Annotated in this window: 21 protein-coding genes and 1 pseudogene; 7 read left to right on the plus strand and 15 right to left on the minus strand. The window is 67.8% G+C overall.

All coding sequences use genetic code 11. The features are described 5' to 3' along the window. On the plus strand, nucleotides 1-1,650 hold the full coding sequence (locus tag C1A30_RS05495) for an alpha-(1->6)-mannopyranosyltransferase A (protein ID WP_101947203.1): 1,650 nt from the start codon (nucleotides 1-3) through the stop codon (nucleotides 1,648-1,650). On the opposite strand, the gene C1A30_RS05500 is transcribed toward C1A30_RS05495, so the two are convergent. Next, nucleotides 1,571-1,975, minus strand: coding sequence for an Rv2175c family DNA-binding protein (locus C1A30_RS05500; RefSeq protein ID WP_101947204.1), 405 nt, complete (start codon nucleotides 1,973-1,975; stop codon nucleotides 1,571-1,573). The genes C1A30_RS05495 and C1A30_RS05500 overlap by 80 nt on opposite strands. A gap of 36 nt (nucleotides 1,976-2,011) precedes the next feature. Here C1A30_RS05500 and C1A30_RS05505 point away from each other — a divergent pair, with 36 nt between their 5' ends. Continuing rightward, on the plus strand, nucleotides 2,012-3,229 hold the full coding sequence (locus C1A30_RS05505) for a protein kinase (protein ID WP_101947205.1): 1,218 nt from the start codon (nucleotides 2,012-2,014) through the stop codon (nucleotides 3,227-3,229). A gap of 1 nt (nucleotide 3,230) precedes the next feature. On the opposite strand, the gene C1A30_RS35340 is transcribed toward C1A30_RS05505, so the two are convergent. After that, entirely contained in the window at nucleotides 3,231-3,431 is a 201-nt protein-coding gene (locus tag C1A30_RS35340) for a hypothetical protein (RefSeq protein ID WP_142392551.1), read from the minus strand. Nucleotides 3,432-3,622: 191 nt separating this feature from the next. On the opposite strand from C1A30_RS35340, the gene C1A30_RS05510 reads away from it, so the two are divergent. Further along, nucleotides 3,623-5,374, plus strand: coding sequence for an FAD-dependent monooxygenase (locus C1A30_RS05510; protein WP_101947206.1), 1,752 nt, complete (start codon nucleotides 3,623-3,625; stop codon nucleotides 5,372-5,374). Here C1A30_RS05510 and C1A30_RS05515 read toward each other — a convergent pair. Genes C1A30_RS05515 through C1A30_RS05525 form a run of 3 tightly spaced genes read right to left on the minus strand, consistent with a single transcriptional unit; the run spans nucleotide 5,316 to nucleotide 8,128 of the window. Then, nucleotides 5,316-6,713, minus strand: coding sequence for a class II 3-deoxy-7-phosphoheptulonate synthase (locus C1A30_RS05515; protein ID WP_101947207.1), 1,398 nt, complete (start codon nucleotides 6,711-6,713; stop codon nucleotides 5,316-5,318). The genes C1A30_RS05510 and C1A30_RS05515 overlap by 59 nt on opposite strands. A gap of 33 nt (nucleotides 6,714-6,746) precedes the next feature. Then, nucleotides 6,747-7,244, minus strand: a complete 498-nt coding sequence (locus C1A30_RS05520; protein WP_101947208.1) for a polyadenylate-specific 3'-exoribonuclease AS — start codon at nucleotides 7,242-7,244, stop codon at nucleotides 6,747-6,749. Nucleotides 7,245-7,246: 2 nt separating this feature from the next. Continuing rightward, nucleotides 7,247-8,128 (minus strand): hypothetical protein, encoded by an 882-nt coding sequence (locus C1A30_RS05525; protein ID WP_101947209.1) that lies wholly within the window; start codon nucleotides 8,126-8,128, stop codon nucleotides 7,247-7,249. A gap of 84 nt (nucleotides 8,129-8,212) precedes the next feature. Here C1A30_RS05525 and C1A30_RS05530 point away from each other — a divergent pair, with 84 nt between their 5' ends. Continuing rightward, a complete protein-coding gene (locus tag C1A30_RS05530; RefSeq protein WP_101947210.1) occupies nucleotides 8,213-9,466 on the plus strand; it encodes a glycosyltransferase 87 family protein in 1,254 nt (417 codons plus the stop codon). Here C1A30_RS05530 and C1A30_RS05535 read toward each other — a convergent pair. The 5 genes from C1A30_RS05535 to C1A30_RS05555 form a co-directional block, all read right to left on the minus strand. Next, a complete protein-coding gene (locus C1A30_RS05535; RefSeq protein ID WP_101947211.1) occupies nucleotides 9,426-10,151 on the minus strand; it encodes a 1-acyl-sn-glycerol-3-phosphate acyltransferase in 726 nt (241 codons plus the stop codon). The two genes, C1A30_RS05530 and C1A30_RS05535, sit on opposite strands and share 41 nt — an antisense overlap. Before the next feature lie 85 nt (nucleotides 10,152-10,236). Next, nucleotides 10,237-10,620: a hypothetical protein gene (locus C1A30_RS05540; protein ID WP_101947661.1), complete on the minus strand. Its 384-nt coding sequence runs from the start codon at nucleotides 10,618-10,620 to the stop codon at nucleotides 10,237-10,239. Continuing rightward, complete coding sequence (locus C1A30_RS05545; protein WP_101947212.1) at nucleotides 10,617-11,873, minus strand: ArsA family ATPase; 1,257 nt, start codon at nucleotides 11,871-11,873, stop codon at nucleotides 10,617-10,619. Before C1A30_RS05545 ends, C1A30_RS05540 begins: the two co-directional genes overlap by 4 nt. Further along, the gene (locus tag C1A30_RS05550) at nucleotides 11,866-12,303 is read right to left on the minus strand and encodes an SRPBCC family protein (RefSeq protein WP_101947213.1); all 438 of its coding nucleotides are present in this window, start codon (nucleotides 12,301-12,303) and stop codon (nucleotides 11,866-11,868) included. Before C1A30_RS05550 ends, C1A30_RS05545 begins: the two co-directional genes overlap by 8 nt. A gap of 40 nt (nucleotides 12,304-12,343) precedes the next feature. Next, nucleotides 12,344-12,733 (minus strand): polyketide cyclase / dehydrase and lipid transport, encoded by a 390-nt coding sequence (locus tag C1A30_RS05555; protein ID WP_101947662.1) that lies wholly within the window; start codon nucleotides 12,731-12,733, stop codon nucleotides 12,344-12,346. Between the two features lie 97 nt (nucleotides 12,734-12,830). Between C1A30_RS05555 and C1A30_RS05560 the strand changes: the two genes are divergently transcribed. Further along, complete coding sequence (locus C1A30_RS05560; RefSeq protein ID WP_101947214.1) at nucleotides 12,831-14,627, plus strand: long-chain fatty acid--CoA ligase; 1,797 nt, start codon at nucleotides 12,831-12,833, stop codon at nucleotides 14,625-14,627. Between the two features lie 23 nt (nucleotides 14,628-14,650). On the opposite strand, the gene C1A30_RS05565 is transcribed toward C1A30_RS05560, so the two are convergent. From C1A30_RS05565 to C1A30_RS05580, 4 genes are all read right to left on the minus strand, one after another. Then, on the minus strand, nucleotides 14,651-15,778 hold the full coding sequence (locus C1A30_RS05565; RefSeq protein ID WP_101947663.1) for a glycosyltransferase family 4 protein: 1,128 nt from the start codon (nucleotides 15,776-15,778) through the stop codon (nucleotides 14,651-14,653). After that, a complete protein-coding gene (locus C1A30_RS05570; RefSeq protein ID WP_101947215.1) occupies nucleotides 15,775-16,605 on the minus strand; it encodes a peptidase in 831 nt (276 codons plus the stop codon). Before C1A30_RS05570 ends, C1A30_RS05565 begins: the two co-directional genes overlap by 4 nt. Further along, the gene (gene ripC, locus C1A30_RS05575; protein ID WP_101947216.1) at nucleotides 16,574-17,686 is read right to left on the minus strand and encodes a peptidoglycan hydrolase RipC; all 1,113 of its coding nucleotides are present in this window, start codon (nucleotides 17,684-17,686) and stop codon (nucleotides 16,574-16,576) included. Before ripC ends, C1A30_RS05570 begins: the two co-directional genes overlap by 32 nt. Nucleotides 17,687-17,863: 177 nt before the next feature. Further along, nucleotides 17,864-18,079, minus strand: coding sequence for a hypothetical protein (locus C1A30_RS05580; protein WP_101947217.1), 216 nt, complete (start codon nucleotides 18,077-18,079; stop codon nucleotides 17,864-17,866). Between the two features lie 107 nt (nucleotides 18,080-18,186). Here C1A30_RS05580 and C1A30_RS05585 point away from each other — a divergent pair. After that, a pseudogene (locus C1A30_RS05585) lies at nucleotides 18,187-19,968 on the plus strand (DEDD exonuclease domain-containing protein); the annotation flags it as partial. Here C1A30_RS05585 and trpD read toward each other — a convergent pair. After that, the gene (gene trpD, locus C1A30_RS05590) at nucleotides 19,906-20,964 is read right to left on the minus strand and encodes an anthranilate phosphoribosyltransferase (RefSeq protein ID WP_160112696.1); all 1,059 of its coding nucleotides are present in this window, start codon (nucleotides 20,962-20,964) and stop codon (nucleotides 19,906-19,908) included. The pseudogene C1A30_RS05585 and the gene trpD overlap by 63 nt on opposite strands. Before the next feature lie 68 nt (nucleotides 20,965-21,032). Between trpD and C1A30_RS05595 the strand changes: the two genes are divergently transcribed. After that, a complete protein-coding gene (locus C1A30_RS05595) occupies nucleotides 21,033-21,644 on the plus strand; it encodes a heme-copper oxidase subunit III (RefSeq protein ID WP_101947219.1) in 612 nt (203 codons plus the stop codon). Nucleotides 21,645-21,648: the final 4 nt, after the last annotated feature.

Consider the following 21,648-nt stretch of genomic DNA (forward strand, 5'->3'; position numbering starts at 1 on the left):
ATGACGACCCCTACGCCGACGCTGGCCGCGAAAACCGGTCTGGCGCATCATCTTTGGAGACTGAAGTCGTTTGCGGCGTCGCCGCAGGCGCGGCCAGCGCTGCTCGGCGCGGTGGGCGCGGTGCTGATCACCGCGGGCGGCCTCGGTGCGGGCAGCACCAGGTTGCACGATCCGCTGCTGGAGTCGCTGCACGTGTCTTGGCTGCGGTTCGGCCACGGCCTCGTGCTGTCGTCGGTGCTGCTGTGGATCGGCGTCGCACTGATGCTGTTCGCGTGGCTCTGGTTGGGCCGACAGTTGTTCGACCGCACCGCAACCGAATACACGATGGTGGCTACTACGGGCTTCTGGCTGGCACCGCTACTGCTGAGCGTTCCGGTGTTCAGTCGGGACACCTACTCGTATCTGGCACAGGGCGCACTGCTGCGCGACGGATTCGATCCGTACGTCGTCGGCCCGATCGACAATCCGAACTCGTTGCTGGACAACGTGAGTCCGATCTGGACGACGACGACGGCGCCCTACGGGCCCGCGTTCATTCTGGTGGCCAAGTTCGTCACGATGCTGGTCGGCAACGACGTGGTGGCGGGAACCATGCTGCTACGGCTGTGCATGCTGCCGGGCCTGGCCCTGTTGATCTGGGCGGCGCCGAGGGTGGCCCGGCACGTCGGCGCCGACGGCGCTGCCGCACTGTGGATCTGCGTGCTGAACCCGTTGGTGATCATCCACCTGATGGGTGGGGTGCACAACGAAATGCTGATGGTCGGCCTGATGATGGCGGGCATCGCGCTGACGTTCAGCGGGCGCCACATCTGGGGGGTGGCACTGATCGCGGTCGCAGTGGCCGTCAAAGCCACAGCGGGACTGGCTCTCCCGTTCATGGTGTGGGTGTGGATGCGACACCTCCGCGATAAGCGGGGCTACCGCCCGGCGAAGGCGTTCGCCGCGGCGACCGCGGCCTCGGGCCTGATCTTCGTCGCGGTGTTCGCGGTGTTGTCGTGGCTGGCCGGGGTGGGCCTCGGGTGGCTGACCGCGCTGGCGGGCTCGGTGAAGATCATCAACTGGTTGACCATACCGACCGCCGCGTCCAACCTGATTAATGCGATCGGCGGCCTGCTGTTCCCGGTGAACTTCTACGCGGTGCTCGACGTCACCCGCATCATCGGCATCGCGATCATCGCGATATCACTTCCCTTGCTGTGGTGGCGGTTTCGGCACAGCGACCGCGAGGCGCTGGTCGGCATCGCGTTGGTGATGATCGTGGTGGTGCTGTTCGTCCCCGCCGCGCTGCCGTGGTACTACACCTGGCCGCTGGCGGTGGTGGCGGCGCTGGCCCAGTCGCGTCAGGCGATCGCGGTGATCGCCGGGCTGTCGACGTTTATCACGGTGATATGGAAGCCCGACGGCGCCCACGGCATGTACTCGTGGATCCATGTGTTGCTGGCCACGGCTTGCGCTGTGGCGGCGTGGTATTCGCTGGCCCGGTTCGACTGGCGGGCGGTCAATAAGCCACGACCGCGGGCGGTCAATAAGCCACGACCGCGGGCGGTCAATAAGCCACGACCGCGGGCGGTCAATAAGCCATCGCTTGGGCCCGACGCACCACTTCCCGGGCCTGATGCGAATGCAACGCGTCCACAGGACGCGCATTAGCCTGCCGCTCTTTGCTTCCGTCGTGGCTGATGGTCAGCGACGGATCCGGGGTGAACAGCCACCGCACGATCTCGGTGTCGTGGTAGCCGCCGTCGTGCAGCACGACGAGCAGCCCTGGCAGGCTCTTCACCACGTGGCCGGTGTCGTCGAAGAACACCTTGGGCACCACCACCGTGCCGTCGCGGCGCACCGCGACCAGGTGGCCGTCCCGCAATTGCTGATGCACTTTCGTCACGGCAACCCCGAGCAAATTCGCAACGGTGGGTAGGTCGTATACGTCCTCGCCGGGGTCCAGAACATCGTCGGCGGCCGGAATGCTGCTCACCGCACAGAGTCTAGGTCCAAAGGGGCGCCTCGTAACATGTGTTCGGTGGAGGCCTACCAGCAATCCGACCCACTCATCGGGGCGGTGCTGGACGGGCGCTATCGCGTCGAGGTGATGATCGCGACGGGTGGCATGTCCGCGGTGTACCGCGGACTCGATCTGCGGCTCGATCGGCCGGTGGCGCTGAAGGTCATGGACTCCCGGTACGCCGGAGACCACCAGTTCCTCACCCGATTTCAGCGCGAGGCCCGTGCGGTGGCCCGGCTCAAGGACCCCGGCCTCGTCGCGGTGTACGACCAGGGCATCGACGGCCAGCATCCCTTTCTGGTGATGGAACTCATCGAGGGGGGCACGCTGCGCGAACTGTTGCGCGAACGCGGCCCGATGCCGCCGCACGCGGTCGCCGCGGTGTTGCGACCGGTGCTAAGCGGCCTGGCGGTGGCGCACCGCGCCGGCCTGGTGCACCGCGACATCAAACCGGAGAACGTGTTGATCTCCGACGACGGCGAGGTCAAGATCGCTGACTTCGGTCTGGTGCGAGCCGTCGCCGAGGCCAAGATCACCTCCACCAGCGTCATTTTGGGCACGGCAGCCTACCTGTCGCCGGAACAAGTCAGCACCGGCGACGCGGGACCACGCAGCGACGTGTACTCCGTCGGCATCCTGGCCTACGAACTGCTGACCGGGGTCACGCCGTTCACCGGGGACTCGGCGCTGGCGGTCGCATACCAGCGGATGGACAACGACGTCGCACCCCCCAGCCGCAGGATCGCCGGTGTGCCAGCACAATTCGACGAGTTGGTGGCCCACGCGACCGCACGCGAACCCGCCGACCGCTACGCCGACGCGCACGACATGGGCGCCGATCTGGAGGCGATCGTCGCGGAACTCGCACTCCCCCCGTTCCGCGTGCCCGCACCCCGCAACTCCGCGCAGCACGCGTCGGCGGCGTTGCACCACAGCCAGATGGGTGACCAGCAGGCGACCGCCGTGACCACCGCGAGGCCGCCCGCCCCCGCCGTGCTGACCCCCCGTCAGCACACCCGGGAACTCACCCGCGACAGCTGGCCGCAGCAGCCCGAATATGCGCCCGGCTCAGGGCAATTCGCCGGAATCGATCTCGAGGACTTCTACTGGGCCCGGCAGCGCGCCAGACGTGTGCTGGTGTTCTGGGTACTCAGCGTGTTGACACTGACCGCCCTGATCGCCGCCGCGGCGTGGACGCTCGGCAGCAATATCGGCAATCTGGTCTAGCTCAACAGACGAACGGCACACCTGGCTGGCAGCGTCCGCTGGCGGCGTGCATCCAACCGTCGTGGCGTGCCATGAACAGCGCTAAGCGTCGTCGACCGGACCACCCGCAGGTGCACCCCGCCGTGCGGCCGGTGACGGTGACCACGCCGGAGAACGCCGGCGCGGTACTCAACTGTTTCAGGTCGACAACTGCGGTGCTCAAGAAAGTTCCCCCACATCCTCAAACGGCCACCTGCCCCAAGTAGCCACCACAAAACAATATTGACAGGGGCGCAAGTAATAAATCGGGTGTTTCCCTATCTCGGTTTCCGGGTGTTGCGCCGCCAGGCACCAATCACTACAGTCGTAGTGAAATAATTCATCACTTGATGAGATCACAACGAGGTGGTTGAAATGACGGAATCAGTGCTTGGCGTGCTGGTCGTGGGCGCGGGCCCGACCGGACTGACGGTGGCCAACGAATTGGCGCGACACGGCATCGTGCCGCGGATCGTCGACCGCAACCCAGCACCCGCGACGACATCCCGGGCACTGGTCGTCCAGCCGAGAACGCTGGAGATCTTCGACGACCTCGGCGTGGCCGATCAGGCGATCGCGGCGGGCGCCTCGGCGGCCAGCCTGACGGTCACCTTCGCGGACAAGACGGTCGAGTTGGAGTTCGCCGACCAGTTGACCGGGCCGCAGAACCGCACCGCCTATCCCGAACCGCGCACGCTGTCGCAGCACGACACCGAGCGCATCCTCACCAAACTGCTGACCAAGCACGGTGTCCAGATCGACCGTGGCCTGGCGCTGACCGATCTGACACAGGACGGCGAGGCGGTGACAGTGACGCTGCGCGGCGAGGACGGGTCGACTGAGACGCTGCGCTCTCGGTGGGTGATCGGCTGCGACGGCGCCCACAGCGCAGTCCGCAAGGCCACGGGCATCGCGTTCACGGGGTCGACGTATCGCGACGAGTTCATCATGGCCGACGCCGAACTCGACTGGCAGCTGCCGCACGGTGGGCTATACGGATTCCCTAGTTCCGCAGGCATTTTCGCCGCCTTCTCGATGCCGGGCGAGAATCGGTATCGGATCTTCGGCAACTTCCCGCCCGGCCCGCAGGGCCCCAGCGCCGAATACAGCGAACCGACCCACGAGGAGTTCCAGGCGATGGTCGACGAGCGTGTCCCGTTCCCGGCCACGGTCGTCAAGGAACACTGGGTGACCCGCTACCGCGTGCACAGTCGCACCGTGCCGAGGTACCGCGAGGGGCGGGTATTCCTCGTCGGCGACGCCGCACATGTGCACAGCCCTGCCGGCGCGCAGGGCATGAACACCGGCATCCAAGACGCATACAACCTGGCCTGGAAGCTCGCCCTGGTCGAACGCGGGATCGCCGACGCCGGACTACTGGACACCTATGAGCAGGAACGCCACCCGGTCGGCGTCCAACTGCTCAAGACCACCGATCGCCTCTTCTCGGTGTTCGGCGGGCAGAACCCGCTGGCACGACTGGCCAGGGGCCGGGTCGCGCCGTTGCTCGCCAGCCATCTGCTCACCCAGTCCTGGTTGCGCAGGCGGTTCATCGGCGTGCTCGCGCAGTTGCGGATCCGCTATCCGGAAAGCGCGCTCAACGCCGAGGACGGTTCGGGTTGGCGCCACGCGCCCGCCCCCGGTGACCGGGCCCGCGAGGCCGACGTCACGATCGGCGGCGCACCAAGTCACCTCTACGAGGTGTTCCGCGGCACCCGGCACACCGTGTTGCTGTTCACGGGCCTCGACGACGAGGCCCGGCCTGCCGTCGAACTGTGCCGGATCGCCGAACAACTCGAGCAGGCCTACCCGGGCCTGGTCACGGCGCGCGTAGTCACCGCGGAACGGTACGCGGATCATGCTGCGGCCCTTGGTGATCCGACTCGGGCGGCGCACCGTCAGTACGGGGTCACTGCGCCGAGCGCATTCGTGATCCGGCCCGACAAGTACGTCGGATACCGCGGCCGTCCTGTCGACGCCGAGGAGTTGCTGGCCGACCTGGCGCGCCGACTGCCTAGTCGCGCAGCAACTCCGCCCCAGCTCAATCGCGGAGCATCTCCGCCCCAGTTCAATCGCGGAGCATCTCCGCGACCAAAAACGCCAGCTCCAGACTCTGCTGAGTGTTGAGCCTCGGGTCGCAGGCCGTCTCGTAGCGACCGGCCAGGTCGGTATCCGAGATGTCCTGCGCCCCGCCGAGACACTCGGTGACGTTCTCGCCGGTGATCTCGACGTGGATGCCGCCCGGATGGGTGCCAAGCGCGCGGTGCACCTCGAAGAAGCCCTGCACCTCGTCGACGATGCGGTCGAAGTGGCGGGTCTTGTAGCCGGTGGAGCTCTCGTGGGTGTTGCCGTGCATCGGGTCGCATTGCCAGATCACCTGATGACCAGTGGCCTGGACCTTCTCGATGATCGGCGGCAGCAGGTCGCGCACCTTGTTGTTGCCCAGCCTGCTGACCAGCGTCAGCCGCCCCGGCTGGTTGTGCGGGTCCAGCCGCTCGACGTACTCGACCGCGAGTTCCGGCGTCATGGTCGGGCCGATCTTGACGCCGATCGGGTTCGCGATCACCTCGGCGAACGCGACGTGCGCACCGTCGAGTTGGCGGGTGCGCTCGCCGATCCACACGTAGTGCGCGGACAGGTCGTACAACCGCGGCTCGGGAGTCTCCAAGGGGTATTCCGTCGAAAGCCGCAGCATGGCCCGCTCATAGTCGAGCACCAAAGCCTCATGGCTGGCGTAGATTTCGGCGGTCTGCAGGTTGCGGTCGTCGACGCCGCAGGCGCTCATGAACGTCAGCCCGCGATCGATCTCACCGGCCAGCGCCTCGTAGCGGGCGCCCGCGGGCGAGGTCCGGACGAATTCGCGGTTCCAGTCGTGCACCGCGTGCAACGACGCCAGGCCCGACGCGGTGAGCGCGCGCACCAAATTCATCGCCGCGCTGGCGTTGGCGTAGGCGCGCACCAGTCGCGACGCATCGTGTTCGCGGGCGGCAGCATCGGGGGCGAAGCCGTTGATCATGTCGCCGCGGTAGGACTTCAGGCCCAGCGCGTCGAGGTCCGACGACCGCGGCTTGGCGTACTGACCCGCGATCCTGGCGACCTTGACCACCGGCATGCTGGCGCCGTAGGTCAGCACCACCGCCATCTGCAGCAGGGTGCGGATGTTGGCACGAATGTGGGGTTCGGTGTTGTCGGTGAACGTCTCGGCGCAGTCGCCACCCTGCAGCAGGAACGCTTCGCCGCGGGCAACGTCGGCAAGCAGTCCGCGCAGCCGCTCGATCTCGGCGGGCACCGTCACCGGCGGGACACTTTCCAGCACCGTGCGCATCACCTTGGCCGATTCGGCGTCCCAGCTTGGCTGCTGCGCCGCGGGCTTGGCCAGCGCGGCATCCAGCCGATGCCGCAGGTCATCCGGCAGTGGCGGCAGCGGTGGCAGCTGGTCGATGGGTACGTCGACGGTCCAGTTCACCCGTTCATGGTAACGGGCGCCCGCATGTGCTTTTCACCGCTGGGCTGGCACTTCCCCGCTAGTCATCAGGCGAAATCGCACCAGGTTGTGCTTCGCGTCGACCAGGGCGTCATGGGCGTCCCGGGGCCGCGGCGGCATCCGCGGCGACCCGCGGTCCTCCCAGAACTGCCGCAACTCCCGGGTGAAGCGCGGGATCGCGGGCGGCAGGTCGGTCATCGGGCCCCACAGCTGGCACAGCACCACGTGGTCGTAGGCGCCGACCCAGGCCCACAACTCGATCGGCTCGTCGCCGTCCACCCCGAAGAAATCCTCCAGATCCATCCGGATCTGCCGACGCGAGCGCCACAGCGGCGACGCCGGCGACGGCAGCTTGGGGAGCACATGCTTACGCACCCAGCTGCCGGCTCGCTCGGGGTCGAATTCCGTTGAGATGGCGTAATATTCGCGGCCGTCTTCGGCCGCGACGCCGATCGAGATCAACTCGATGGTGCGGCCGTTGTCGATGAATTCGGTGTCGTAGAAGTACCGCACGCCTACGACACCTGAGCCGTTTCCCGGTCGGACCGTGATGCCGGTACCGGCGCGGCGTGAATCTCACGGTCGAGTTGCTTGTCGACCTCGCTGTCCTCCGGAAAGTGCGGCTCCCCCGCGATGACGTGCTGCAGCCACAACTTGGCCTGGACCACCGGCCGGCGCAGCCTGCGCTCCCGCTCCAGCGCCCGGTGCATCTTGCGGGGCTTGTTGCAGTAACGCCACCGCGCCCACGGTGCGTGCGGCCGGGACAGCCGGATGGCGCCGATGAGCAGCAGCGGGGTCATGAACATCCCGACCAGGCCGGTCCACACCTTGCCCTTGAGCAGCACGATCACCGCGAACACCAGCGTCAGCACCGCGGCGGCGACCACCAGTGCCCGCGCCTCGAAGGACTGCTCCTCGCGCCAGATGGTCACGTCGAAGAACGACAGCGGGTTGTAGCCCAGAATCAGCAGGCCCGCGACCGCGACGGCGGCGAACACCGCGTCCACCGACGTCCGGCCGTCCTCGGCCCAGTAGACGTCCTGCAGATGCAGGATCAGCGCGAACTCGTCGAGCACCAACGCCGCGCCGATGCCGAAAAATGTTGCCGCGACCGTGAATTCGGGTACTCCCCCGTCGACCGCCAAAGTCACCATCGAGACCCCGGAGATCATGACCAAGATCACACCGATGACCACGTGGTGGATGTGCAACCCGCCCCCGGCGGAGATGTTGCGCGGCTGCCACCACTTGCGTGGCGCATCGCTGTCCGGGTGGCTGCGGATGTACCGCACGATCGTCCGGGTCACGAAGAACGTCAGGATGAACGCGACGAGGCAGAACACCAGCGGCAGCCGCCCATGGGGGATGGACAGGTTCAGGCCGAACGTCGCGTGCACGCAGAAAACTTACGCCGAGGGCCGCGTGTCAGGGACGGGATACCGCCCGACTCGCCGGTGGGCCCCGATACGCTGGTCTGCGACATGAGTAATCGGCGGTCGCCCGGCGGGGCTGTTTGGTGGCCCACACTCGCCTGGCGGCTGTTTCAATTGCTCACCCTGGCGGCCCTGGTGTGGGCGGGTTGGCGGCTGCTAGGCCACATCCCGTACCGCATCGACATCGACGTGTACCGAATGGGCGGGCGCGCGTGGCTCGACGGCCGTCCCCTCTACGCCGACGGCGCGATGTTCCACACCCGCGGCGGCCTCGACCTGCCGTTCACCTATCCGCCGCTGGCGGCGGTCGCGTTCGCGCCGTTCGCCTGGCTGACGCTGAACGTAGCCAGTGTCGCGATCACGCTGACCACGCTGGTGCTGCTGATCGCGTCGACGGTGATCGTGCTGACCGGGCTCGACGTGATGGCCTCACCGGTGCGCCGCTGCTGGCTGGCGGCCGCGATCGTCGCGCCCGCGATCATCTACCTGGAACCCATCCGGTCGAACTTCGACTTCGGTCAGATCAACGTCGTGCTGATGACGCTGGTAATCGCCGACTGCGTGCCGCGCAGGACGCCGTGGCCGCGCGGCATGCTGCTCGGCGTCGCGATCGCGCTGAAGCTCACTCCCGCTGTGTTTCTCCTCTATTTCCTGCTCCGCCGCGATACCCGCGCGTTGCTGGTCACCGTCGCCTCGGCGGCGGTGGCCACACTTGCCGGTTTCGCGTTCGCCTGGAAGGACTCGTGGGAGTACTGGACCGACACGGTCCGCAACACCGACCGGATCGGCACCGCGACGCTGAACACCAACCAGAACATCGCGGGCGCGCTGGCCCGGTTGGGTCTGGCCGAGGGCGAGCGGTTCGTGCTGTGGATCGTGGCCTGCTTCGCGGTCCTCGGTCTGACGGTGTGGGCGGTGCGTCGGGTGCTGCGCGCCGACCAACCGGTGCTCGCGCTGATCTGCGTGGCGATGTTCGGGCTCGTGGTGTCGCCGGTGTCGTGGTCGCACCACTGGGTGTGGGCGCTACCGAGCCTGGTGGTGATGATCGTGACGGCGGTGCGGCTGCGGCACGTCGGCCTCGCCGTGGTGGCCGCCGTGGGTATCGCGTTGATGGTGTGGACGCCTATTCCGTTGATGCCCGAGCACCATGAGACGTCGGCGTCACTGTGGCGTCAGCTGGCAGGCGGGTCGTATGCCTGGTGGGCGATCGCGCTGATCGCGGTGGCGGGCACGGTGTCCGCCGGCTGGGCCACGCGTCCGGTCAGCCCGCAGCTGCTTCCGGCATCCGCGCCGGCGGCTTGAGCGCCGCCTCACCTTTTCCCTCTTTGACATCGGCGGCGTACAGGTCGACGTACTCCTGACCGGACAGCCGCATCAGCTCGTACATCACTTCGTCGATGACGGCGCGCTCGATGAACCGGTTGCCTGCCAGGCCCTCGAACCGGCTGAAGTCCATCGGCTTGCCGAACTTCACCCGGACCCGGCCGAACCGCCACATCTTGCTGCCGGGCGGGTTGACGACGTTGGTTCCGATCATCGCGACCGGAATCACGGGCACGCCTGACTCCAGCGCGAGCCGGGCCAGGCCGGTCTTGCCCTTGTACAGCCGCCCGTCGGGCGACCGGGTGCCCTCCGGGTACATGCCCAGCAACTTGCCTTCGTTCAGGATCCGCTGCGCGGTGTCCAGCGCGCTCTTCGCGCTGTCGGCGTCCGTGCGGTCGATCGGCACCTGGCCGGCGACGGTGTAAAACCAGCGGGTGAACCACCCTTTGATGCCGGTGCCGGTGAAGTATTCGGCCTTGGCCAGAAAGGTGATCCGGCGCGACACGACCAGCGGCAGATAGAAGCTGTCGGCGACGGCGAGGTGATTACTGGCGAGGATCATCGGGCCGGAGTGCGGAACATATTCCAGCCCTTCGACTTTCGGACGTCCCAGCAAAGACAGCAACGGGCCCATGAAGATGTACTTGAAAAGCCAGTACCACATGGACCCTCCCCACCAACGGAGCACCGGACGGTGCTTTGCGACAACTTTACTCACGCGGTGTGGGTGCGGCCACAGGGCCGCACGCTCACTCCTCCACAGTCACGGGAATGTGTTGATAGCGCCCAGGACCGTTCGGCGGAGGTTCACCGTCCGGCGGTGGTGGCGGCGGTTCGCCAGGACCGGACGGGCCCTGCGGTGCGCCGTTCGCTGTGCCGTCGACGAGCGCGCGCACCACCGCCAGCAGCGCCACGCTGTGCTCGGCGATGACGTCGAGCAGCGGATGCTGCTCACCGGCGACCAAGGCCGCCAGCGCGCACACCGGGCACCACACCTGCTGGCACGCGCCCGGCCCGGCTGCGCTACCGGCGGCCCGCTCGGCCGCCAGTCGCACCACAGGGTCGAGCTTGTCGAGGATGGTCTGGGCCAGCTGCCGCAGTTCGGGACCGATATCGGAGTGGCCCTCCGTCATGCTGGCCACACCTCCGGATTCGGTCGAAATCGCACGGTCAGTTCGCTGCCCTTCAGCTGCGCGTCCATCACGATGCACCGCCGCAGGACGGACGCCAGCCGAACCCGACGCCGCATACCGCCCGCGCCGATGATCAAGTCGTCGTCGACCCGGCCCAGCGTCAAGGCGGCGGAATCGACCTGCGGCAACTCTAGCCGCAACCGATACACCGATTCGAGTCCCGTTCCGGATTCGCGGTCCACGATCGGCCGCAGCGGCCCTGGCGGCGGCGATCCGTCGCGCCGCCGGGCGCAGTCCAGCAGCTCACCGAGCGCCTTCGGCCCGATCGGCTCGCCCGCGAGGTGCGGCACCAGCACCAGTTGCACGTCGCCGATGGTGTCGTCCAGCTGGTCGAGCACGGCCTGCTGATCCGAGATGCGTTCGGCATACCAGTCGAACGCCGGGTGGTCGGGAAGATTGCGGTACTCGTATGAATCGTCTTGCACCAGAATCTGATTGACGATCAGCTCGTCGATCCGCAACCCCATCAGGGCCAGCGACCCCAGCGTGCGGACCGCCTCCGCGGCGACCACCCGTTCGGCCGTCATCACCAGGTGGGCGCTGACGCGTTCGCCGTCGGTCAGCAGCGCACCCAACTGTTCGGTCCCTGCGCTGATGCGTTCGATCAGCGCGACGATGGCCGCGGCGCGGGCATCGTCGCTGGACAACCGGCGGTGCCGCGGCCATGCGCGTTCCAGGTACAGGCCGAACGTCGCGGGCAGGGTCAGCATCCGCAAGGCGTCGGCGGTGGACGCGCAGTCGACGACGACGTGGTCCCACAGGCCCGAGGCCGCCAGTTCGCCGACCTCGTGCAGACCGAGCACCTCCTGAATGCCGGGAAGGGCCGAGAGTTCTTCCGGCGCAACGTCTCCCAACTCGGACTCGGGGAACCGGTCGGCCAACAGGCCCGCGATCTCGGCCCACCGCGCGGCGAGCAGAGCCAGCGTGTCCAGTGCGAGCGCGTCGAGGAAGCCGCCGCCCGCATCGGCGTCGTCCGCGAGCACTCGGGTGGGTTCGCGCAGCCCCGTCGGAGCGATCGTGCAACCGAGCACGTCTCCGGTCGAATGCGCCTGGTCGGTCGAGACGATCAGCACCCGTTGCCCGGCGCGCGCGTCGCGCACCGCGGTGGCGGTGGCCAATGTCGACTTACCTACCCCGCCCTTGCCGACGAAGAGACTGATCCGGGCACTGGTCGGGGCGCCAGACTCAGTCAGTCTCGACTCGTTTCTTGAGGTCCTTCAGTGCGGTGTCGGTCAACCTGCGCTCGGCTTTGCGTTTGAGCAGCCCGATCATCGGGATGATCAGATCGACCGAAAGTTCGTAGGTGACGTCGGTACCGGAACCCTTGGGCACCAACCGATATGCGCCGTCCAGCGACTTCAGCAGCGAGCTGGACACCAGGCTCCACTTCACCGACTTGCGGTCCTTGGGCCAGTCGTAGGACAGCACCATGGTGTCCTTCAGGACGGTGGCGTCCAGCACCAGGCGGGCGGTCTTCGGGTAACCCTCGGCGTCGGCCTCGAGCACCTCGGTCTCCTTGTACTCGGCGACCCAGTCCGGGTAGGAGCCGATATCGGCGATGACGTCCATCACGGTGGAAGGATCGGCATCGATGTAGATGGTCTGCGCCGTCTTGTCCGCCACGGTAAAAACCTACCCCCCTGTGCTTGCTCCGGCCCGGGTATCAGGCCAGCCGAGAGACGCCCACCGGGCGCGTCGCCTCTAGTATCCGCTTCACCTCGAACGCCATGTTCTTGCCGGCCACGCGGCGGCGGTGGTTCACCTTCGCCAGGTTCATCTTGGCCAGTTGCCACGCCGCCACCCCCGTTGGTTCAGCGTGCAGAAAATAATGCAACACGACCCCGTCCAGCACCGGTTCGAGCCAGATCTCCATGGTGCCGGTCAGCGCGCCGGCCACCGTCCAGCGGTGGCCTTTGTCGGCACGGTCCTCGACGACCGTCAGCAGCAGGTCGGGCCACCAGCGCCGCCAACTGGCGGGATCACCGACGGCCCTGCCCACCTCGACGGGATCAGCCGCGATGAACGTCTCGTCAGCAATCTGGATGCTGTTCATGCGGACAAGCTTCACATATGCCCCGACCACCCGCGACGGAGGCCGACTAGGCTGGGAACACCCAAGGTCGCCAGTGAACCGTTGAGAGGCCAGGATCGTGCGCGAATACAGTGTTCCCGCAACGTTCACCGTCGGTGAGCACGACAGCATCGTCACTTCGGTGTTCAGTCACGAGCGCGACGATCCCGATCACGTGATCTTCCAGCGCCTCGTCGACGGCACCTGGACGAATGTCACCTGTAAGCAAGCCGCGGATCAGATCCGTTCGGCGGCATTGGGTTTGATCGCCGAGGGGGTACAACCCGGTGACCGGGTCGCGGTGTTCTCGGCGACCAGGTACGAATGGCCCATCCTGGACCTCGCGATCCTGTCCGTTGGCGCGCTGACAGTGCCGATCTACGAGACCAACTCGGCCGAACAGGTGCGGTTCGTGCTGCAGGACTCCGGCGCCGTGCTGATCTTCGCCGAGACCGACGCCCATGCCGACAAGATCGAGCATCTCGAGCATGAGCTGCCCCAGCTACGCAAGGTGTACCGGATCGACGGGTCCGGCCCGTCCGCGCTCGACGCGCTGGCCGAGGCGGGCGCCGCCGTCGACCCGAAGGAACTCGACGCCCGGTTGGCCGGTATCAAATCCGCCGATCCGGCGACGCTGATCTACACGTCCGGCACCACGGGGCAGCCGAAGGGCTGCCAACTCACCCATTCGAACCTGATGTACGAGATCCGCGGCGCCAAGGAGTGCTTTCCGACGCTGCTTGGCAAGGGCGAGCGGATGCTGGTGTTCCTGCCGCTGGCGCACGTGCTCGCCCGCGCCATCACGTTGGCGTGCTTTGCGAACAAGGTCACGCTCGGCTTCACCAGTGACATCAAGAACCTGGTCCCGACGTTCGGGGTGTTCAAGCCGACGCTGGTCGTGTCGGTGCCGCGGGTGTTCGAGAAGGTGTACAACACCGCCGAACAGAACGCCCGCAACGACGGCAAAGGCCGCATCTTCGAGATGGCGGCCAACACCGCCATCGAATACAGCCAGGCACAGGACTCCGGCGGAGCAGGCCTGGTGCTGCGGGCGAAGCACGCGCTGTTCGACCGGCTGGTGTACGGCAAGCTGCGGGCCGCGCTCGGTGGCGAGTGCAGGGGCGCGATCTCGGGCGGTGCGCCGCTTGGCGCCCGGCTGGGGCACTTCTACCGCGGCGTCGGGCTGACCATCTACGAGGGCTACGGGTTGACCGAGACCAGCGCGGCGATCACCGTCAACAAGATCGACGAGGTCAAGGTCGGCACCGTCGGAAAGTTGTTGCCCGGCAACAGCATGCGCTTGAACGACGACGACGAGCTGCTCGTCAAGGGCGGCGTGGTGTTCAGCGGCTACTGGCACAACGAGGAGGAGACGAACGCCGTCTTCTCCGACGGCTGGTTCCACACCGGCGATCTGGGTGCGATCGACGATGACGGCTTCCTGACCATCGTCGGCCGCAAGAAGGAGATCATCGTGACCGCGGGCGGCAAGAACGTCGCGCCCGCGTTGCTCGAGGATCGGCTGCGGGCGCATCCGCTGATCAGCCAGGCGATGGCCGTCGGCGACAAGCAGCCGTTCATCGCGGCGCTGATCACCATCGACCCCGAAGCGTTCCCGGGTTGGAAGCAACGCAACGGCAAGGACCCGAACGCGACTGTCGGCGACCTGGCAGGAGATCCCGATCTGGTGACGGAGATCGAGTTGGCCATCAAGGAGGCCAACCAGGCGGTGTCGAAAGCGGAGGCCATTCGCAAATTCCGCATCCTGGCAGTCGATTTCACCGAGGACACCGGTGAGCTGACGCCGACTTTGAAGGTCAAGCGCAAGGTGGTCGCCGAGAAGTTCGCCAGCGACATCGACGCCTTGTACGCCTAGAGCAATTCGGCACGGCTCTACGCCTAGAGCAATTCGGCCAAGCGCTGCGCCTTGCTGCTCCACTGCCAGTTCTCGACCACCCAGCGTCGGCCTGCTTCGCCCATCCGCGCGGCCCGGTCCGGCTCGGCGAGCAGGTCGCTGACCGCCGCCGCGATCGCGCCGACGTCCCAGCCGTCGACCACCACGCCGGTCTCACCGTCGCGAACCGTCTCGGGCGCGCCGCCGGAACGGCCTGCCACCACCGGCACGCCCGTCGCCGACGCCTCGAGGAACACGATGCCGAGCCCTTCGACGTCGAGTCCGGCGCCGCGGGTCCGGCACGGCATCGCGAACACGTCGGCCATGGCGTGGTGGGCGGGCAGTTCGTCGCCAGGCACCCCTTCGGTGAACACCACGTGTTCGGCTACCCCGAAGCTGTGCGCCAACCGGCGCAGCGGCGTCAGATACGGGCCGCCGCCGACGATCACCCGCGCGGCCTCGGGCACCCGCTGCCGGATCGCGGGCATCGCCCGGATCAACATGTCCTGGCCCTTGCGCGGCACCAGCCGCGATACGCAGACCACGACCGGCCGCTGACCGAGCCGGTAGCGGGCACGCAAGTCGGCTCTGGCCACCTCGTCGGGGGCGAACCGGTCGGTGTCCACACCGGGCGGCAGGTGCTCGAGCGCGGCGTTCGCGCCGAACGCCGAGGCGAACCGGCCGCGGGTGTATTTGCTCACATACGTGACGACGTCGGTGCCAGTTCCGATGCGCCGCAACGCAGTTCGGGCCACCGGCAGCATCGACCAGCCGACCTCGTGACCGTGGGTGCTGGCGATGACGCGCTCGGCGCCCGCGTGGCGCGCCAGCGGCGCCATCAGCGCCAGCGGCGCGGCGGCGCCGAACCAGACCGTGTCGGCGTTGTGCCGTTTGATCAACGTGCGCATCCGGCCCGCCACCGACGGCTCGGGCAGCATCAGCGTGGTCGGATGGCGCACCACCTCGTAGCCGGCGGCCCGGTCGAACTCGTCTGCGCCCTTCCATTTCGGCGCGTAGACGGTCAGCGTGTGCGTACCTGCGGCGGCCAACCGGTCGACGAGGTTCTGCAGATAGGACTGGATGCCGCCGCGGCGCGGCGGAAAGTCGTTGGTGACCAACAGAACCCGGCTCATCGAGGCGCGCCGGACATCCATTGCCGCCACCGGGCCAGCACAGCGGGCAGGTCGGCGCCGAGGGTCTCGTGCACGGCGGTGGCCGCGTCCGGATGGCCGGGACTGCACGCCCGCAGGTATAGCGCGCGCAACGTGTCCGCGCCGTACGTGTCCGCGACGAACCGGCTGAACCACCAGGCACGGTCGTACGCCCGGGACTGCTCGGGCCCGGACAATTCCGCGTCGGTCGGCAGCGCCCAGGTCGCGGCGGAGGCAGGCCGGGGTGTCGGTGGGCGGCCCACAAAATCGGCGACCCCCTCGGTGAGCCAGCGGGGCGCGTCGGCGGCGGTGTCGGCGCGCGAGGCGAAGTGGAACAGCTCGTGGCGCAGCACAATTCGCAACGAAGCAGCGCTCATGCCCGACGCGCCGGGCGCGAACATGATGCGTTGGGCGGTGGTGGTGGCCGCGGTGTCGGGTCCGCCACCCGCGAGAGTGCCGAACTCGGCGTCCGATCCGGCAGCCACGATCACGATGTCGCGCGGCCAGTCTGGGCCCCAGAACGTGGTGACAGCCTTCGCGGCACCGTCCATCTCGGCGCCGATGCGGGCCAGCAGCGGCGCCGTGCGCGGGCCGCCCATGCTGACGAGGTGAACGGTGCGGCCGTCGTCGAGGGTCTCGGTGGTCGACGCGGCAGTCGGTGTGGTCAGCGACGCGGGAGCGGCGACGACCGGACGCTCAGGGTCGGACTGCGGCCCGCCGACGAGCAGCACCCCACAGATCAACTCCGTGATCAGGATTGCCGCCAGCCGGCGGCGGTCAGTAGCGGCGGATGTTGTGGATCGGCGCATTGTCGACCGGAGCGACGCGCACCGGCGTGCCATACGTGGAGGCATGCACCATCATGCCGTCACCGATGTAGATGCCGACGTGTGAAGCGTCTGAGTAGTACGTCACCAGATCGCCGGGCTGGATCTGATCCATCGACACCGGCTGCCCGCCCTGCGCAAGCGCCTGGCTGGAGTGCGGCAGGGAGATGCCGGCCTGCTGGAACGACCACATCACCAATCCGGAGCAGTCGAACTGGCCTGGGCCCGACCCGCCCCACACATACGGCGAACCGATCCGGCTCAACGCGGCCTGGATGACGGTGGCGGCCTCGGGTGATCCGTCGCCCGGTGGCGCCACGTCGCCCGGCGGGATGCCGTTCGGCGGGGCGGCCAGCACGCCGGGATCCGCCGGTGGGAGCGGCGCGTCGGCAGCCGGCGGTGGCGGCGCGGGCACCGGCGGCAGCGCCGCGAGCGCGTCACGCTGCGCGGGAGTCAGCGCCTGGTACTGGGACTTGACCACGGCGATCTGGACCTGCAGCTTGCTTTGCTTGGATTGCAGGTCAGCGCGCACCGCGGCGGCCTGTTCAGCCGCCGTCTTGGCGTCGGCGGCCGATTTGGCCGACGCCTGCTCGGCCAGCGTGGCCTTCTGACCGAGGTCGCGATAGCTCTTCATCTGCGCCGACATCTCGGACGCCATCACCCGCTGCACCGCAAGCTGATCGATCAGGCCCTGCGGCGAGTTGGCCGTCAGCATCGCGTCGAGACCGTCGGTCCTGCCACCCATGTACTGCGCGGCAGCTAATCTGTCGACCGCGCCCTGAAACGTTGCCAATTGGGCCTTGGCCGATTCGACAGCGGAGACGTCGGCGGCGTGCTTGGCCTCGGCGGCCTGCTGCGCTGCCAGCTTGTTGTTGAGGTCCAGCTCAGCCGAGTGCATGGCTTCGGTGGTCTGCTCGGCCTGCCGAGACAATTCGTTGAGCTTTGCCAGCGCGTCGTCGGCCGGATCGGCCTGCACATGCCCGGCGAGGATGCCTCCGAATACCGTTAACCCAGCTATCGCCCCTACAACTGGTTTCCGGAGTGCGTGAAAACCACGTGTCATCCCGCGCGTGCGGCTGAGCCTCAAGATTTGCGTCCTTTAGATGCCGTGACGAAACCGCGTCAAACTGCTCTTAGGTCTCAGATAGGTTACGAAACGGCCTCGGGCTTGTCCAACAGAAGACGCAAATTTAACAGCTGCCTCAGAGATCGTTATCAACGACCTCGTAAACGAATGTTCTTACGCCACGCCGGAATCGCCATGCCGGCGAATCGGCACCAGCCGTAATCGCGGCGCCAACCCGACATCGGCCAACACCTCTAGCGCGCGCCGCTCGTCGTCAAGCAGGGTCTCGGGGACGCCGAGCAACACGCTGACGACACAGTCCTGACACCCTGGACCACGCACCGCGCAGTCGTCGCAGTCGATCTTCACCGTGCCTGTCTGGTCGCCCATCTGGCTCGTCCTCTCAATCGGTGTTGTCCGCACGGTATCGAGGCCCACCGACAAGTTCGTCCGCGTGGCAACCGGTTGCTGTCGGTGGGCGTGCCTACCTTCAGCGCATGGGTCAGCTGAGCTTCGCGGACGTGGCTCCGGAAAGCGATGTGACCCTGCGGGAGACCACCTTCGTCGTCGTCGACCTGGAGACCACGGGCGGTCGAGCCGCCGGCGACAACCACGACGCGATCACCGAGATCGGCGCGGTCAAGGTGCGCGGCGGCGTGGTGCTCGGCGAGTTGGCCACCCTGGTCGACCCGCAGCGCGGCATCCCGCCGCAGATCGTGGCGTTGACCGGCATCACGTCGGCGATGGTGTGCAACGCGCCGACCATCGAGGCGGTGCTGCCGTCGTTTCTGGAGTTCTCCCGCGGCGCGGTGCTCGTCGCGCACAACGCCGGCTTCGACATCGGCTTCCTGCGCGCGGCCGCCGAACGCTGCCACATCACCTGGCCCAAGCCACCGGTGCTGTGCACGGTGAAGCTGGCCCGCCGGGTGCTCACCCGCGACGAGGCGCCCAGCGTGCGGCTGTCCGCGCTGGCGCGGTTGTTCAGCGCCGCCACCACGCCGACGCACCGGGCACTCGACGACGCGCGCGCCACCGTCGACGTGCTGCACGGGTTGATCGAGCGGGTCGGCAACCAGGGTGTGCACACCTACGCCGATCTGCGGTCCTATCTGCCCGACGTGACGCCCGCGCAGCGCAGCAAGCGGCATCTGGCCACCGCGTTACCGCATCAGCCCGGCGTCTACCTGTTCCGCGGGCCGTCGGCCGAAGTGCTCTATGTCGGGACCGCGGTCGATCTGCGCCGCCGCGTCGGCCAGTACTTCAACGGCGCCGATCCGCGCACCCGGATCAAGGAGATGGCGTCGCTGGCCACCGCCGTCGATCACGTCGAGTGCGCGCACGACCTGGAGGCGGGTGTGCGTGAACTGCGGCTGTTGGCCGCGCACGCGCCGCCCTACAACCGCAGGTCGAAGTTCCCGCGCCGGTGGTGGTGGGTGACGCTGACCGACGAGCCGTTCCCGCGCTTCTCCGTTGTCCGTAATCCCAAGCGCGCCAACGCAATCGGCCCGTTTCGCGGACGCGCCGACGCGGTTGAGACCGCCGCGCTGCTTGCCCGGTTCACCGGCGTGCGGACCTGCACCGCCCGGCTGGGCCGCTCGGCGCTGCATGTGTGCCCCGAGCGCGAACTGTCGCCGTGTCCCGCCCCACAGGGCGTCACCGCCACGCAGTACGCGGCCGCGCCCGCCCGCGCCGTCGAGTTGATCGAGGGCAGCGACAACCGGGCCCTCGCCGGCGTGCTCGCCCAGATCGCCGACCTCGCCGAGCGCAACCGCTACGAGACGGCCGCCCGGTTGCGCGACCACGCCGCAGCGGCCATCGACGTGCTGTGGCGCGGTCAGCGACTGCGGGCCCTGGTCGAGGTGGAGGAACTCGTCGCCGCGCGCGCCGACGGCAACGGCGGCTGGCACCTCGCGGTCATCAGGCACGGACAGCTGGCCGCGGCGGGCAACGCGCAACGCGGTGTGCCGCCGATGCCGGTCATCGACGCGATATGCGTTGGCGCGCAAGCGGTTCTGCCGACGTCTGCGCCGCTGGGCGGTGCGCTGGTCGAGGAGACCGCGTTGATCGCGCGGTGGCTCGCGCAGCCAGGGGTGCGCATCGTGCGCGCCGAACCGGGCTGGGCGTCGCCGCTGGCGGCGGCGGGCCGGTGGGCGAACTGGGCGGCGACGGCTCGGTCGGCGCGTGCGGCGGCCGAACAACTCGAGCGGACGGACTCCTCAGGCTTTCTGGGTGAACCGCACCCAACGCGCGAGCAGCTTTTCGGCCGCCCCGGAGTCGATGGCCTCGGCGGCGCGGGCCAGGCCCGACTCCCAGGCGGGCACCCATTTGGCGTCGCTGGCTAGCCCCGCGTGCGCCACCATCGCGCCAGCCGCGTTGAGCACGACGGCATCGCGGACGGGTCCCTTGGCCCCGCCGAACACCGAACGGACTTCCGCGGCATTGGATTCCGCATCACCGCCGACCAACTCGTCGATGTGCGCCCGCGCGAAACCGAACGCCGCCGGATCGAACGTCAGCCGCTCGACGGTGCCTGCCTGCACGCGCCAGATGGTGCTGGTGGTCGTCGTGGTGAGCTCGTCGAGCCCGTCGTCGCCGTGCACCACCAGCACGCTGGACCGGCGGGTGGCGAACACACCCGCCATCACCTCGGCCAGTTCACCCCACGCGCAGCCGATCAGACCGGCCCGCGGCGAGGCCGGGTTGGTCAACGGCCCGAGCAGATTGAAGACCGTCGGCACCCCGATCTCGCGGCGCACCACCCCGGCATGCCGGTACGACGGATGAAACTGCGGGGCGAACGCGAAGCCGATCCCGACCTCGGCCACGCTGCGGGCGACCTCATCGGGACCCAGGTCGATGCGCACCCCCAGCGCCTCGAGCGTGTCGGCCCCGCCGGACAGCGACGACGCGGCGCGATTCCCGTGCTTGATCACCGGCACCCCGGCCGCGGCCACCACGATCGCCGCCATCGTCGACAGGTTGACGGTGTTTGCTCCGTCGCCGCCGGTGCCGACGATGTCCACGGTCTCGTTGCCGATCACATCGGTGGGCACCCGGCGCGCGTGCTTGAGCATCGTGTCGGCCAGCTCGGTCACCTCGCCGGAGGTCGGGCGCTTCATCTTCATCGACACGCCGAAGCCGGCGATCTGGGCCGGCGTCGCGACACCGGTCATGATCTGGTCCATCGCCCACGCGGCCTGCCCTGGGAGCAGCGCCTGACCTGTGGTCAAGCGGCCGAGAATCTGGGGCCACGTCAAAGCGTCGGAAGAAGTCACCCGCCGATTATGGCGAATTGCCTGACCCGGGTGGAGATCAACAACTACAAAGCGTCATACTTGCTCCTGTGACGAGCGCTGTAGGGACCTCGGGAACCGCCATCACGTCGCGAGTACATTCGCTGAACCGACCGAATATGGTCAGTGTCGGCACCATTGTGTGGCTGTCCAGTGAGCTGATGTTCTTTGCTGGGCTGTTCGCGATGTACTTCACGGCACGTGCTCAGGCGCAAGGCGACTGGCCGCCGCACCCCACCGAACTGAACCTGTATCAGGCGGTTCCGGTGACGCTGGTGCTGATCGCCTCGTCGTTTACCTGCCAGATGGGCGTGTTCGCCGCTGAGCGTGGCGACGTGTTCGGGCTGCGACGCTGGTACTTCATCACCTTCCTGATGGGTGCCTTCTTCGTCGCCGGACAGGGCTACGAGTACATGCACCTGGTGGAACACGGCACCACGATCCCCGGCAGCGCCTACGGTTCGGTCTTCTATCTGGCCACCGGCTTTCACGGCCTGCACGTCATCGGCGGTCTGATTGCCTTCATCTTCCTGCTTGCGCGCACCACGATGAGTAAGTTCACTCCGGCGCAGGCCACCGCCGCGATCGTCGTCTCGTACTACTGGCATTTCGTCGACATCGTCTGGATTGCGCTGTTCGCCACCATCTATTTCGTTCGATGATCGG

The organism is Mycobacterium sp. 3519A, assembly GCF_900240945.1.
GTDB lineage: Bacteria > Actinomycetota > Actinomycetes > Mycobacteriales > Mycobacteriaceae > Mycobacterium.

Coding starts and splice junctions, on each gene's coding strand:
- C1A30_RS05495 (WP_101947203.1), top strand. CDS start 1: ATGACGACCCCTACGCCGACGCTGGCCGCGAAAACCGGTCTGGCGCAT.
- C1A30_RS05505 (WP_101947205.1), top strand. CDS start 2,012: ATGTGTTCGGTGGAGGCCTACCAGCAATCCGACCCACTCATCGGGGCG.
- C1A30_RS05510 (WP_101947206.1), top strand. CDS start 3,623: ATGACGGAATCAGTGCTTGGCGTGCTGGTCGTGGGCGCGGGCCCGACC.
- C1A30_RS05530 (WP_101947210.1), top strand. CDS start 8,213: ATGAGTAATCGGCGGTCGCCCGGCGGGGCTGTTTGGTGGCCCACACTC.
- C1A30_RS05535 (WP_101947211.1), bottom strand. CDS start 10,151: ATGTGGTACTGGCTTTTCAAGTACATCTTCATGGGCCCGTTGCTGTCT.
- C1A30_RS05540 (WP_101947661.1), bottom strand. CDS start 10,620: ATGACGGAGGGCCACTCCGATATCGGTCCCGAACTGCGGCAGCTGGCC.
- C1A30_RS05555 (WP_101947662.1), bottom strand. CDS start 12,733: ATGAACAGCATCCAGATTGCTGACGAGACGTTCATCGCGGCTGATCCC.
- C1A30_RS05565 (WP_101947663.1), bottom strand. CDS start 15,778: ATGAGCCGGGTTCTGTTGGTCACCAACGACTTTCCGCCGCGCCGCGGC.
- C1A30_RS05570 (WP_101947215.1), bottom strand. CDS start 16,605: ATGCGCCGATCCACAACATCCGCCGCTACTGACCGCCGCCGGCTGGCG.
- ripC (WP_101947216.1), bottom strand. CDS start 17,686: ATGACACGTGGTTTTCACGCACTCCGGAAACCAGTTGTAGGGGCGATA.
- C1A30_RS05580 (WP_101947217.1), bottom strand. CDS start 18,079: ATGGGCGACCAGACAGGCACGGTGAAGATCGACTGCGACGACTGCGCG.